The organism is Nocardia sp. X0981, assembly GCF_977089955.1.
Window position 1 is genome coordinate 6,067,714 of record NZ_OZ372435.1, and the last position, 13,545, is coordinate 6,081,258.

The window sequence follows — 13,545 nt, forward strand, 5'->3', positions numbered from 1 at the left end:
TTCACCAGCCCGAATGCGCCCGACCGGTGGGTCCGGTACGCCGCCGGGAGCACCGGGCCGCCTGGAGCATCCGCGGCCCACGGGTGTACGGTGAGCAGTGGCAGTTCAAAGAATGAGAAGTGTTTCTCAAATATTGAGATACTAATATTCGAGACAACGCTGCTGCACTCCGAGATGGGGAACAATGGCGCACAGCTCTTCGACGGCCGGTACGGTCACCGCTTCCGGCAAACAGGCAGCCCCGGTCTCCCCGGCCCGCCGCTGGCTCATGCTCGCTCTCGGCGTTTTCGCCCAGACCTCGAGCGCGATCTTCGTCCACGGCGTGCCGTTCCTGCTCCCCGCGCTCACCGCCGCCGGTATGCCGCTGCCCACCGCCGGCCTGCTCGTCGCCATGCCGACCGTCGGCCTGTGCTGCACCCTCATCGCCTGGGGCTATCTGGTCGACCGGCTGGGCGAGCGGATCGCGCTCGTCGCCGGGCCCCTGATCATGTGCGTGGCGGGAACGGCCGCCGCGTTCACCTCCGGCTATCCCGCGCTCGGGGTGCTGCTGTTTCTCGGCGGTATGGGCGCCGCCAGCACCAACGGCGCCAGCGGCCGGGTCATCGTCGGCTGGTTCCCGCCCGAGAGCCGCGGGCTGGCCATGGGAATCCGCCAGACCGGCCAGCCGCTGGGCGTCGGGATCGGCGCCATGTCCATTCCGCTGGTCGCCGAAGGTTCCGGTATCGCCCCCGCGCTGGCCGTACCCGCCGCGCTGGCCGGTCTGGCGGCGGTGGGCTGCCTGCTGGGCATCATCGATCCGCCCCGTCCACCCCGCGCCCAGGCCGCCGGCGCGAGCCCCTACCGCGGCAGCGGCACACTGTGGCGTATCCACGGCGTCTCGATCCTGCTGGTGGTCCCGCAGGCCACCGTCTGGACCTTCGCCCTGCTCTGGCTGCACCGCGACCTGGGTTGGTCGCTGGCCACGGCCGGCGCCCTGGTCACCGGCACCCAGATCCTGGGTGCGCTCGGCCGGATCGGCGCGGGCGCCTGGTCGGACAGGGTGGGCAGCCGGATGGGGCCGCTGCGCCAGGTCGCGACAGCCGCGGGCATCACCATGGCACTACTTGCGCTCACCGCTTGGACCCACTGGTGGTGGGCGGCTATCCCGCTCCTGGTCGTCGCCTCGGTGGTTACGGTCTCCGACAACGGCCTGGCCTTCACCGCCATCGCCGAACGCGCCGGGCCGTTCTGGAGCGGTCGCGGACTGGGAATCCAGAACACCGGCCAGAATCTGGCCAGCGCGGCGGTGCCGCCGGTGTTCGGCGCGATCGTCACCGCCACCGGTTTTCCCGCGGCATATCTTGTCGCGGCCGCACTCGCCGCGCTGGCTGTCCCGCTGGTACCCGTGGACTCGGAGAAACCTCTGGAGTGAACCCACGCCCTACCGTCCGTGGCCGCGGGCTATGAGCCGGCCCGCTGGACCTGAGCCGGTCAGATCTCGATCAGTACGGCTGGATCGAATGTCACGCGAACAGGCGTATCCGCTTCGATTTCGGCGGTGAATTCCTTGCCCTTGCCCACCGGGCGCTCCCAGCGATACGTGGGGCCGTCCAGGATCCCCTGGTGAACCTGGACGCTCGGCTGGTGTTCGACTATCCAATACTGCGGAATTCCCAGAGCCGCGTACTCGCGCACCTTGCGCACGCGATCGGTACGTTCGCTGCCGCTGCCCGGGGATACGACCTCGACAACCAGCTGCAGGTCGATACCCGGGATGAGCTTGGGCGATTCGTCGATGATCGCGGCCCGGGCGATCGCTCTGGGCACCACGAACACATCGGGTTTCCGCACCCCCGACGGCGTGCTGACCTCCCACTCGCCCCCATCGCATACGAATACGTCCGCGTGTTCGGCAGCGGCCCGGATCCGTCCCGCGAGGGACCAGCCGATGAAGTTGTGCCGCGCCCCCGCTGCCACCTCGACCAACCACCCGTCTTCGAGTTCGAAACCCTTACCGTCTTCCGGCAGGTCGTAGAGATCCAACACCGTGTACGGGCCGAAGCCGGCGTCACGGGTGGCGTGCCACGCGGTCATGCTGCCTCCAAGCGCTCGGACCGTCCATCGGGGACCACCCCGGTAGTCCCCGATGGTATCGGAGTTCTGTGCCGTCCCGGCCGGCACAGAACTCCGGAAGTGGCGAGGTCAGACCACGGCGGCGATACGGTCGCCGATCTCGGTGGTCGAGGCGGCGCCGGTGCGGCCGGACAGATCCTTGGCCACGGCCTCCTGGATCCGCGCGGCGGCCTCCGTCTCCCCCTTGTGTTCGAGCAGCAGCGAGACCGACAGGATCGCGGCCGTCGGATCGGCCTTGGCCTGGCCCGCGATATCGGGGGCGCTGCCGTGCACGGGTTCGAACATGCTCGGGTTGGTGCCGGTGGCGTCGATATTGCCGCTGGCGGCCAAGCCGATACCGCCGCTGACCGCGGCGGCGAGATCGGTGATGATATCGCCGAACAGGTTGTCGGTGACGATCACATCGAAGCGGCCCGGATCGTTGACCATATGGATGGTCGCCGCATCGATGTGCTGGTAGGCCACCTCGACATCGGGGTATTCGGCGCCCACGGCGTCGACCGTGCGCTGCCACAGCGAACCCGCGAAGGCGAGCACATTGGTCTTGTGCACCAGGGTGAGATGCTTACGGCGCGTCCGCGCCTTGGCGAAGGCGTACCGGACCACCCGCTCGACCCCGAACCGGGTGTTGGTGCTCACCTCGGTGGCGACCTCGTGCGGCGTATCCACCCGGATGGCACCGCCGGTTCCGGTGTACGGGCCCTCGGTACCTTCCCGGACCACCACGAAATCGATATCCGGCGACCCGGCCAGCGGGCTGCCCACCCCGGGGTACAGCTTGGAGGGCCGCAGGTTCACATGGTGGTCCAGGGCGAAACGGGTGCGCAGCAGCAGCCCGCGCTCGAGGATCCCGCTGGGCACCGACGGGTCGCCGATGGCGCCCAGCAGGATCGCGTCGTGCTGCTTCAGTTCGGGCAGCACCGAGTCGGGCAGGATCTCGCCGGTGGCGTGGTAGCGCTTGGCACCTAGGTCGTATTCGGTGCGTTCGACACCCGGCAGCACCACATCGAGCACCTTGAGCGCCTCGGTGACGACCTCCGGCCCGATACCGTCACCGGGGATCACGGCGAGCTTCATGACAACCACGCTTTCTACGAACGACGAGGAATCAGAACAGGTCGACCAGCACGACCTTGGCGGCACCCACCGCGGCGGCGATCTCCGACCGCACCGCCTCGGGCACCTCCTTGTTCACCCGGAACATCACGGTGGCGCCTTCTTTGTTCACGTCCTGGGTGAGCTGGGCGGCGAGGATATCGACCTCGGCGGCACCCAGCGCGGTACCGACCTTGCCCAGCGCGCCGGGCTTGTCCTCGTAGTTGAGGACGGCCAGGTTGATACCTTCGGCGCGCATATCGTAGTTGCGGCCATTGATGTTGACGATCTTCTCGACCTGCCGCGGCTCGGTCAGCGTGCCGGCGACGTTCAGGGTGTGGCCGTCGCCGAAGACCGCGCGCAGGTCCACCAGGCTGCGGTGGCTCGGGCTCTCGGTCGCCGTGGTCACCTCGGCGGTGATCCCGCGGGCCTGGGCCAGGGCGGGGGCGTTCACGAAGGTCACCTGATCGTCGACATGGGCGGAGAACACGCCACGCAACGCGGCGAGCTGCAGCACCTCGACATCGGAGGCGGCCAGTTCACCGCGGACCTGCACCTCGAGGCTCACCGGCAGTTCGTCGGCGAGCGCGCCGAGCAGCGCGCCCTGTTTGCGGACCAGATCCAGCCAGGGCGCCACCTCGTCGCCGACCACGCCGCCGGTCACGTTCACCGCACCGGGGACGAATTCACCGGCCAGGGCCAGCAGCACCGATTTCGCCACATCGGTGCCCGCGCGGTCCTGCGCCTCACCGGTGGAGGCGCCGAGGTGCGGAGTCACCACGACCTGCGGCAGTTCGAACAGCGGGCTGTCGGTGCAGGGCTCGGTTTCGTAGACGTCGATACCCGCGGCCCGTACATGCCCGGACTTGATGGCTTCGGCGAGTGCCGCTTCGTCCACCAGCCCACCGCGTGCCGCGTTCACGATGATCACGCCCGGTTTGGTCTTGGCGATCGCCTCCTTGCCGAGGATGCCCTTCGTCTCCGGCGTCTTCGGCAGGTGGATGGAGATCAGGTCGGCCCGTTCCAGCACCTCGTCCAGGGACAGCAGTTCGATACCGAGCTGGGCGGCGCGCGCCGGAGAGACATAGGGGTCGTAGGCGATGACCTCGGTTTCGAACGCCGCGAGCCGCGCGGCGAACAGCTGACCGATCCGGCCGAGGCCGATCACACCGACTGTTTTGCCGAAGATCTCCACCCCGTTGAAGCTGCTGCGCTTCCAGGTGCGCTCGCGGAGGGTGGCATCGGCCGCGGGGATCTGACGGGCCGCGCTCAACATCAGGGTGACGGCGTGCTCGGCGGCGGTGTGGATATTGGAGGTGGGGGCGTTGACGACCATGACACCGCGCTCGGTGGCGGCCGGGACGTCGACATTGTCCAGGCCGACCCCGGCCCGGGCGACGATCTTGAGGTTCTTGCCCGCCTCGAGGACCTCGGCGTCGACGGTGGTCGCGGACCGCACGAGCAGCGCGTCGGCCTCCGGCACCGCGGCGAGCAGCGCGGGACGGTCGGGGCCGTCGACCCAGCGGACCTCGACACCGTCACCGAGCGCGTCGACGGTCGACTGGGCGAGCTTGTCGGCGATCAGAACTACAGGACGGCCTGCTTGGCTCACGGTGGGGTACTCCTGGATGAGTGGGGACGGCCAATTGACGCGGCCAAGCTTAGTTCGGCCGGATCCGGTCCCGAGCCGCCCCCTCTCGGTCCGGCGTCGTCACCGGCGCGGAAGCCGGGTCGTGGGTGGGCGGAATCACGCCCGGAGGGTCACCCGGCACCGTGTGCGGGGCCTACGGAACGCGGAGAGCCCCGGTCTCCACGTAGGCGGGAGACCGGGGCTCTCGGTGCGCGGATCAGCCGAACAGCAGAGTCCACAGCGTGGTGAACAGGCCGTTCAGCGCGGCCGAACCGGTATCGATGATGACGGGGATCATGGAATGTCCTTTCGACTACTCAAACCAGCCGGAATCGACTGTCACGCGATACATCGGCACTACCCGGAAGCGCATTACGAAATTCCCCGATATCATGACCCACATCACAGTATATAGTTACGATATATAGCCTTAATACTGTATAAAAACTTCTTCTACCAGCTCTTTTGCTTGATTATCCGCGCGCGTCCACACCCCTGGGAGGCCTTCGTCACACGAAGGTGAGCCCACTCCGAAGCCGGAGAAAGGGGCCGCATCTCCAGACATATACTCGAGGAGTATTCCGCTCCGGAGCTCACGAAACAGCCATCGACACAAAAGAAAACGAAATAAAAGCCCCGAATTTCGAGGGGCATTACCGATGTCGCCGTACGACTCGCCCTCCACCGGTCACGATGCCTGTCCGCTCCCGTCGCCCGGGCCGCGGCAGAGCCCGGATACGCCGCGGGGCCCCGCACCATCCGGTGCGGGGCCCCGCTACTTCGTCACATCACTCAGATGGAGCGAACATCCTGAGCCTGCGGACCCTTCTGGCCCTGGCCGATCTCGAACTCCACCCGCTGACCCTCTTCGAGGGTGCGGAAACCACTGCCGGCGACTGCCGAGTAATGCACGAAGACGTCAGGACCGCCCCCGTCTTGCGCGATGAAGCCGAAGCCCTTCTCGCTGTTGAACCACTTCACACTGCCTTGAGCCATGTTGCTTACTTCATACTTTCTGTTGCGAGCCAGGCGGATCTCGGTCGATCTGCCTGATCTCTCTGACAACGATGCCACGGTCCGGAAAGTTCCACCACATCGAAAAGCCGCCACTGTGAGGCAGGACATGATGGCCCGGGCAGGCGTCGGACGTGGTCGCGGACACGCACGACCAGCGACCCGCCCATTGCGCATTCGGGGGCGCAACCCAGGGAAATCCTGTAGTACCCAGGGATGATTCTGCCCCGAAACCTCCGGTATCCCGGTGACATTCACCACCGACTGCGCGAGAGTGGGTCCCTATCGCCTTCGGCGCGGTCCCCACCGCGCCGGGGCACGCACGAGAGGATTCGAAGTGTTACGCACGAAAAGTGCATTCGCGAAACGCCGGGCGGGTACTCGGGTAGCCGTCGCGGGCGCCATCACCCTGCTCCCCCTGGTGGCAATGGCCGCACCCGCTGCCGCGGACCCGGCCGCACCGGCCCCCGCTCCGGTCCAGGGCGACCACAGCCGGCTCCACGACCGGCCCCATGATCACAGCCGGTTCCACGACCACAGCCGGCTCCACGACCGGCCCCATGATCACAGCCGGTTCCACGACCACAGCCGGTTCCACGACCCCAGCCAGGTCCACAACCGGGACCGGGATCGAGACCGGGACCGGGATCGGGATCGGGACTGGGATCGGGACCGGGACCGGGACCGCGGCCGGGACGATCCGGGGCGCTGGTGGCGCCACCAGTTCCGGGGTCTGTTCGGCAGCAGCTGACCGAGCGCGGGCCCGCATCCGTGGATGCGGGCCCGTCCGGGTACGCCCACAGCGTAATCCGCCTCCCGCCCGGTATCCGGGACCTAGGCTCTATCCATGACCGAGCCCCGCAGACTCCACGCGATCCCCGGCGGCCGCGCCGATCGGCCGGCCCGGCAACCCTCGAACGAACCCGAACCGCTGTGGCGCGAGCTGCTGGGCGGGCAATTGCGCACACTGCGCCGGGAGCAGGGTGAGACGCTCGCGGAAACCGCTGAGCGCGCCGGTATTTCCCCGCAGTACCTTTCCGAGGTCGAACGCGGCCGCAAAGAACCGTCGAGCGAGATGATCGCCGCCCTGGCCGGCGCCCTCGGCACCTCCCTGGGCGAACTCACCGAACAGGTGGCCGATCAGCTACGCCCTCGGCGCCGCCCCCTCGCGGCACCGCGCTCCACCACACCGGATCTTCTGCTACTGGCGGCCTGACCGCCCGCTCACCCCCGCGGTCGCAGGATCTTGTCCACCAATCCGTATTCGACCGCCGCGTCGGCGGTGAACACCCGGTCCCGATCCGTATCGTGACGCAACCGTTCCACGGGTTGCCCGGTATGCCGGGACAGGATGGATTCGATCTCCGCGCGCATTCGCACCAGCTCGTCGGCCTGCAGTATCAGGTCCGGAATGGCGCCCTGACCGCGTGCCGCCGGTTGATGCAGCACCACCCGGGCGTGCGGCAGCATCGACCGGTGCCCGGGGGCGCCACCGGCGAGCAGCACCGCGCCGACCGCGATGGCCTGGCCCACGCAGGTGGTGTGCACCGGAGCGCCGATGTGCTGGATGGTGTCGTAGACCGCGAGCATCGACGGCAGATCACCTCCTTCACAGTTCACATAGAAGTCGATCTCCTGGCCGGGGCTCTCCGATTCCAGGTGCAGTAGTTGTGCGATGAGTGCGTTGGCGACACCGGAATCGATGGGCGTGCCCAGATAGACGATCCGCTCGGCGAGCAGATGGGAATAGATATCGGTGATCCGCTCGCCCCGCGGATGCTGGGCGATCACATTGGGAATCGTGTAAGTGCTCATGCTGTCCTCCTTCGGCACGACCGCACAGCGCACTCCGTGGTCACGCACACTGCCGCCGCCGGGCGCCGCCCGCTCATGCTGTTCTCCTTCGACCTGACCGGCCGGCGTCCTCCGTCGTTACGCACACTGCCGCCGCCCGCTCATGCCGAGATCCCCACTCGGCGCCGCTGCGGGACGATCTGTTCGAAATCACCGACGATATGGTCGATGAAACCGTATTCCTTGGCCTGGGCGGCGCTGAACCAGCGATCGTGCAGGGAATCCTCGTACACCCGGTCGTACGGCTGCCCGGTATCCGCGGCGATCAGGCCGAGCACGGTTTCCACGGTGTAGCGCAGATCGTCGGCCTGGACCTCCACATCCACGGCACTACCGCCGATACCCGCCGACCCCTGATGCATCAGGATCCGGGCGTGCGGGAGCGCGAAGCGTCTACCGGGGCTGCCGGACGAGAGCAGGAATTGCCCGGCGCTGCAGGCCAAGCCCAGCGCGAGAGTCGATACCGGGCAGGGCACCAGCCGCATCACATCGCGGATGGCGAGCATCGCCGGTACCGAACCACCGGGCGAATGGATCCACAGCGAAATTCCGGTTTCGCCGTCCTCGGCGGCGAGGGTGAGCAGCTGGGTGGTCAGCAGGGTGCCGTTGTCGTCGTCGAGGGGTCCGTCCAGTACGAGGATGCGCCGGGCGAATAGTTGTTCCCTCGCCCGCCAGCCGAACAGCGGGGATTTGTCGTCGTGAGCCATGTTCTCACCGTGCCCGAGTGAGCCGGGATCCGGGAGTGCGCGCTGCTGTGAGCGGATCCGCTCTCAGCAGCGAGGCCGGGATGGGCCGGCGATCGATACTCGAGTTTCACGCGGGGATACGTCGCGGAAACACAGTGTCCCTAGCGTGTTTCCACGTATACGCCGCTGTATACAACGAGCGAATCAGCAAGTCAGCGGGCTGACCTTTCCTGAGTGGAGGCCGAACGGTCATGAATGCAGCCAGATCCGACGAACCCGGAAAAAGCCCGGCAGCTACGGCGTTCCGCCACGCCCGCAACGGTCGGCGAGCACGGAAACTGCTCGCATTGCCGGTGGCCCTGTGCGTAACCGCGCTGGCGGCCACCGCCTGCGGGAGTCCGGCCTCCGATCAGGCCGGCGCCGGCGCCGAATCCTGTGTCGATACCGCGAGTCCCACCATCAAGGTCGGTTCCCTGAACTCGCTGTCGGGCACCATGGCGATCTCGGAGGTCACCGTCCGTGATTCCATCCGGCTCGCGGTCGACGAGATCAATGCCGCCGGTGGCGTACTGGGTAAGCAGATCGAACTGGTCGGCGAGGACGGCGCCTCCGAACCCACGGTCTTCGCCGAGAAAGCGGAGAAACTGATCAGCGCCGACTGTGTGGCCGCGGTATTCGGCGGCTGGACGTCCTCCAGCCGTAAGGCCATGCTGCCGGTATTCGAGGACCGCAACGCACTGCTGTACTACCCGGTGCAGTACGAGGGCCTGGAATCCTCGGAGAACATCTTCTACACCGGTGCCACCACCAATCAGCAGATCGTGCCGGCACTGGACTATCTCAAAGGCCGCGGCGTGAAATCGCTCTATCTGGTGGGCAGCGATTACGTTTTCCCGCAGACGGCGAACCGCATCATCAAGGCCTACGCCGAGGCCAACGGCATGGAGATCAAGGGCGAGGACTACACCCCGCTGGGTTCCACCGATTTCTCCACGATCGTCAACAAAGTGCGTTCGGCCGACGCCGACGCGGTGTTCAACACCCTCAACGGTGACTCCAATGTGGCGTTCTTCCGGGAGTACCGCAATGTCGGCCTGACCCCGCAGGAGATGCCGGTGGTCTCGGTATCCATCGCCGAGGAGGAGGTCGGCGGTATCGGCGTCCAGTACATCGCCGGTCAGCTCACCGCCTGGAACTACTACCAGACCGTGGACAGCCCGCGCAACAATGCCTTCGTCCGGGCGTACAAGGCGAAATACGGGGCGAACAAGCCGACCTCGGATCCGATGGAAGCCGCTTACGTCTCGGTGTACCTGTGGAAGAACACCGTGGAGAAGGCGCGGTCCTTCGCGGTGCCGGATGTGCAGGCGGCGGCCGGGGGTGTCACCTTCGAGGCGCCCGAGGGCACGGTGACCATCGACGGCGAGAACAACCACATCACCAAAACCGCTCGCATCGGCGAGATCCGCCCGGACGGCCTGATCTACAGCGTGTGGGATTCCGGGCAACCCGTCGAACCGGACCCGTACCTGTCCGGCTACTCGTGGGCCGAGGGACTCGGGGGCTGACCCGTCGTGGAAGCAGTCATCGGCCAGCTGTTCACCGGCCTGAGCCTGGGTTCCATCCTGCTGCTCGCGGCCCTGGGGCTATCGCTGACCTTCGGGCAGATGGGGGTCGTCAACATGGCCCACGGCGCGTTCATCATGGCGGGTTCCTATACGGCCTACACGGTGCAGGAGTACCTGGTTTCCGACGCCGAGGTCTCTCTCCTGGTATCGCTGCTCATCGGATTCCTGGTCGGTGGCCTGATGGGCGTCCTCCTCGAGGTGACATTGATCAAACGCATGTACGACCGGCCGTTGGACACGCTGCTGGTGACCTTCGGTGTGGGCCTGATCCTGCAGCAGGCCGCCCGGGACATCTTCGGCGCGCCGGCCGTACGGGTGGTGTCGCCGGAGTGGCTCGGCGGTGGGGTGGAGATCCTGGGAGCGGTGGTGCCGAAGACCCGGATCTTCATCATGCTGCTCGCCGTGCTGTGCGTGACGGCCGTCGCGGCGACCATGAAGTACACGGCGATGGGCCGGCGTATCCGGGCCGTGGTGCAGCATCGTGATCTCGCGGAAACCAGCGGGATCTCCAGTCGCCGCACCGATATCACCACCTTCTTCATCGGTTCCGGTCTCGCCGGAGTGGCCGGGGTGGCGCTGACGCTGATCGGTTCCACCAGTTCCAATACCGGCGCCGCCTATCTGGTGGACGCCTTCCTGGTGGTGGTCATCGGCGGTCTCGGACAGATCCGCGGCGCGGTCCTGGCCGCGGTGGCGCTGGGGTTGTCGAACTCGTTCATCGAATACAGCACCACCGCCTCGGTGGCGAAGGTGATCGTATTCGTCGTCATCGTGATCTTCCTGCAGGTCCGCCCGCAGGGACTGTTCACGGTCCGGTCGAGGAGTCTGGTATGAGGGGATTCTTCGCGACCCGGTGGAAGGTCTGGTCGGGTTTCGCGTTCGCCGCCGTACTGCTGTTCGCGGTGGCGCCCGCGGTGCTCTCGGATTTCCGGCTCGGGCTGCTCGGTAAGTTCCTGTGCTTCGGCATCGTCGCGGTGGGCATCGGCTTGGCCTGGGGCCGCGGCGGCATGCTCACCCTGGGGCAGGGCGTGTTCTTCGGGCTCGGCGCCTACATCATGGCCATGCACCTGAAGATCTCCGACGCCCGGCTGCGCGGCGACGACGTCCCGGATTTCATGCAGATCGCCGGTATCGGTGAACTGCCCGGCTACTGGGTGCCGTTCGCCTCGCCGGTGGTGACGATCCTGGGCATCCTGATCGTTCCGCCCCTGGTGGCGGCGCTGCTCGGGCTCGGCGTGTTCAAGCGCAAGGTCAAAGGCGCCTATTTCGCCATCCTGTCCCAGGCGTTGGCGGCGGCGTTCGCGATCCTGCTGGTGGGGCAGCAATCCACCGGCGGCAGTAACGGTCTCAACCGGTTCCGCGGTTTCTTCGGCCTCGCGCTCAACGATCCGGTCAATCGGCGGCTGCTGTTCTTCATCGCGGCGGGCACGCTGCTGGTGATCGTGGCGGTGACCCGGCAGTTGATGTACAGCCGCTACGGCGAACTGCTGGTCGCGGTACGGGATCAGGAGGAGCGCGTACGGTTCCTCGGCTACGACCCGGCCACCGTGAAAGTGATCGCCTACTCCGTGGCGGCGCTGTTCGCCGGGATCGCGGGTGCGCTGTTCGTACCGATCGTCGGGATCATCTCCCCGGCCGATATCGGGATCGTGCCCTCCATCGCCTTCCTGACCGGTGTCGCCATCGGTGGCCGCAGCACCCTGCTGGGCCCGGTGCTGGGTGCGATCGCGGTGGCGTGGGCGCAGACCGGCCTCTCGGAGAGTTTCCCGTCGGGCTGGGTCTACGCGCAGGGTGTGCTCTTCATCGTCGTGGTCGGTTTCTTCCCGGCGGGCCTGGCGGGTGTGGGGACGCTGCTGCGCCGGCGGAACCGCACCCGGGGCAAGGACCCGGCACCGCCCGGCCCGGCACCGGAACCCGTCTCCACTACCCCGGTAGGAGTATCGCCATGACCCAGCGGATATCGAACGCTACGGCCGGGGCGCCGGTCGCCGGCGGTAACGCCGGAATGCGCAGCGATTACCTCGAGGTCCGCGGATTGACGGTGGAGTTCGACGGCTTCACCGCGGTCTCGAATGTGGACCTGACCCTCTTCCAGGGTGATCTGCGATTCCTCATCGGCCCCAACGGCGCGGGAAAAACCACCATGATCGACGCCATCACCGGTCTGGTACCGGCGACGGGGTCGGTGCGGAAATCCGGTGTGGAGCTCCTGGGTGAGAAGGTCCATCGGATCGCCCGGCTGGGTGTGGGCCGGACCTTCCAGACCGCCAGCGTTTTCGAAGAGCTGTCGGTACTGCAGAACCTCGATATCGCCGCGGGAGCGGGCCGGTCGATCTGGACCATGCTGCGCCGCCGGCCGGTGGAGGTCTCCGCATCGATCGAGCAGGCGCTGGAGACCATCGGGCTCACCCATCTGCGGAACGAACCCGCCGGAGTACTGGCCCACGGACAGAAGCAGTGGCTCGAGATCGGCATGCTGCTGGTCCAGGACGCCTCGGTGCTGTTGCTGGACGAACCGGTCGCCGGGATGAGCCAGGAGGAACGCGAGGAGACCGGTCACCTGCTGCGCCGGATCGGCGGTGAACGCACGGTGGTGGTGGTCGAACACGATATGGATTTCATGCGGAATTTCGCCACCTCGGTGACGGTGCTGGCCCGGGGCGCGGTACTCGCGGAGGGGTCGGTCGCCGAGGTGCAGGCCGACCCACTGGTGCAGCAGGCCTATCTGGGCACCGCCGATCCGAGCGGGCCGGTTCCGGAGGCGGCAGCGCGGCGCGACCACGCAGGGCCCCCGGCCGGGCTCGATCGACAAGGAGAGTGACGCGATGCTGGAACTCGTCGATATCCACGCGGGATACGGCCGGACCGAGGTCGTGCACGGGGTCGGGATCGAGGTCCCCGCCGACGGTGTCGTCGCGGTCATGGGGCACAACGGCGCCGGAAAGACCACCCTGTTGCGGGCGGCCGTCGGACTGGTCCGCGCCCAGCGCGGCCGGATCCGGTTCGACGGCGCCGATATCACCGCGCTGCGGCCGAGCGCCCGGGTGCGCCGGGGCCTGGCCTATGTGCCGCAGGGCCAGCAGTGCTTCGGTCATCTCACCACCGCCGAGAACCTGCGGGTGGTGGCCGACGGGCGGAAGCGGGGTACGGCACTCGTCGACGAGATGCTGGACCTCTTTCCCGCGCTGAAGGATCTGCTCGATCGTCGCGCCGGGTTGCTCTCCGGCGGACAACGCCAGCAGCTGGCCATCGCGCGGGCGCTGATCACCGAACCCCGCATGCTGATCCTGGACGAGCCCACCGAGGGGATACAGCCCTCGGTGGTCGCCGAGATCGAGAAGACCGTCACCGAACTGGTGAACCGCGGTGGACTCGGCGTGCTTCTGGTGGAGCAGCACATCGGTTTCGCGCTGCGGGCCGCGAACCGCTACTACGTGCTGGAGAGTGGCCGGGTCACTTCGAGCGGGGAGGGTGGTGCCGGTGCTGTCGACACCGTTCGTGCCGCCCTGACTCTCTAGGCTGCGCG

14 protein-coding genes are annotated in these 13,545 nt (G+C 67.2%); 8 read left to right on the forward strand and 6 right to left on the reverse strand.

Annotated elements, in window-relative coordinates; genetic code table 11:
- Positions 1 to 184: 184 nt before the first annotated feature.
- Complete coding sequence (locus ACYR7D_RS26930; protein WP_459547301.1) at positions 185 to 1,411, forward strand: MFS transporter; 1,227 nt, start codon at positions 185 to 187, stop codon at positions 1,409 to 1,411.
- A gap of 59 nt (positions 1,412 to 1,470) precedes the next feature.
- Here ACYR7D_RS26930 and ACYR7D_RS26935 read toward each other — a convergent pair whose 3' ends face one another.
- From ACYR7D_RS26935 to ACYR7D_RS26950, 4 genes are all read right to left on the reverse strand, one after another.
- Positions 1,471 to 2,073, reverse strand: a complete 603-nt coding sequence (locus tag ACYR7D_RS26935; protein WP_459547302.1) for a Uma2 family endonuclease — start codon at positions 2,071 to 2,073, stop codon at positions 1,471 to 1,473.
- A gap of 108 nt (positions 2,074 to 2,181) precedes the next feature.
- Positions 2,182 to 3,189: a 3-isopropylmalate dehydrogenase gene (locus ACYR7D_RS26940; RefSeq protein WP_459547303.1), complete on the reverse strand. Its 1,008-nt coding sequence runs from the start codon at positions 3,187 to 3,189 to the stop codon at positions 2,182 to 2,184.
- A 31-nt stretch (positions 3,190 to 3,220) separates the two neighbouring features.
- A complete protein-coding gene (gene serA, locus ACYR7D_RS26945) occupies positions 3,221 to 4,819 on the reverse strand; it encodes a phosphoglycerate dehydrogenase (RefSeq protein WP_459547304.1) in 1,599 nt (532 codons plus the stop codon).
- Between the two features lie 810 nt (positions 4,820 to 5,629).
- Positions 5,630 to 5,833 (reverse strand): cold-shock protein, encoded by a 204-nt coding sequence (locus ACYR7D_RS26950; protein ID WP_033241329.1) that lies wholly within the window; start codon positions 5,831 to 5,833, stop codon positions 5,630 to 5,632.
- Positions 5,834 to 6,188: 355 nt separating this feature from the next.
- Between ACYR7D_RS26950 and ACYR7D_RS26955 the strand changes: the two genes are divergently transcribed.
- Both ACYR7D_RS26955 and ACYR7D_RS26960 read left to right on the forward strand, forming a co-directional pair.
- Complete coding sequence (locus tag ACYR7D_RS26955; protein WP_459547305.1) at positions 6,189 to 6,602, forward strand: hypothetical protein; 414 nt, start codon at positions 6,189 to 6,191, stop codon at positions 6,600 to 6,602.
- A gap of 96 nt (positions 6,603 to 6,698) precedes the next feature.
- Positions 6,699 to 7,067 carry a helix-turn-helix domain-containing protein gene (locus ACYR7D_RS26960; RefSeq protein WP_459547306.1) on the forward strand — a complete coding sequence of 123 codons (369 nt, stop codon included), beginning with the start codon at positions 6,699 to 6,701 and terminating at the stop codon, positions 7,065 to 7,067.
- 8 nt (positions 7,068 to 7,075) lie between these two features.
- Here the strand turns inward: ACYR7D_RS26960 and ACYR7D_RS26965 are convergent, their stop codons facing one another.
- On the reverse strand, positions 7,076 to 7,666 hold the full coding sequence (locus ACYR7D_RS26965) for a ClpP family protease (protein ID WP_459547307.1): 591 nt from the start codon (positions 7,664 to 7,666) through the stop codon (positions 7,076 to 7,078).
- 140 nt (positions 7,667 to 7,806) lie between these two features.
- On the reverse strand, positions 7,807 to 8,412 hold the full coding sequence (locus ACYR7D_RS26970) for a ClpP family protease (RefSeq protein WP_459547308.1): 606 nt from the start codon (positions 8,410 to 8,412) through the stop codon (positions 7,807 to 7,809).
- A gap of 230 nt (positions 8,413 to 8,642) precedes the next feature.
- Between ACYR7D_RS26970 and urtA the strand changes: the two genes are divergently transcribed.
- From urtA to urtE, 5 genes are read left to right on the forward strand one after another with little or no spacing between them, the layout of a single operon-like run.
- Positions 8,643 to 9,959 carry an urea ABC transporter substrate-binding protein gene (gene urtA, locus ACYR7D_RS26975; protein ID WP_459547309.1) on the forward strand — a complete coding sequence of 439 codons (1,317 nt, stop codon included), beginning with the start codon at positions 8,643 to 8,645 and terminating at the stop codon, positions 9,957 to 9,959.
- Positions 9,960 to 9,965: 6 nt separating this feature from the next.
- Entirely contained in the window at positions 9,966 to 10,853 is an 888-nt protein-coding gene (gene urtB / locus ACYR7D_RS26980) for an urea ABC transporter permease subunit UrtB (protein WP_459547310.1), read from the forward strand.
- Positions 10,850 to 11,968: an urea ABC transporter permease subunit UrtC gene (urtC, locus tag ACYR7D_RS26985; protein ID WP_459547311.1), complete on the forward strand. Its 1,119-nt coding sequence runs from the start codon at positions 10,850 to 10,852 to the stop codon at positions 11,966 to 11,968. The genes urtB and urtC overlap by 4 nt, the downstream gene beginning before the upstream one ends.
- Entirely contained in the window at positions 11,965 to 12,840 is an 876-nt protein-coding gene (urtD, locus tag ACYR7D_RS26990; RefSeq protein WP_459547312.1) for an urea ABC transporter ATP-binding protein UrtD, read from the forward strand. The genes urtC and urtD overlap by 4 nt, the downstream gene beginning before the upstream one ends.
- Before the next feature lie 4 nt (positions 12,841 to 12,844).
- Positions 12,845 to 13,537: an urea ABC transporter ATP-binding subunit UrtE gene (urtE, locus tag ACYR7D_RS26995; RefSeq protein ID WP_459547313.1), complete on the forward strand. Its 693-nt coding sequence runs from the start codon at positions 12,845 to 12,847 to the stop codon at positions 13,535 to 13,537.
- Positions 13,538 to 13,545: the final 8 nt, after the last annotated feature.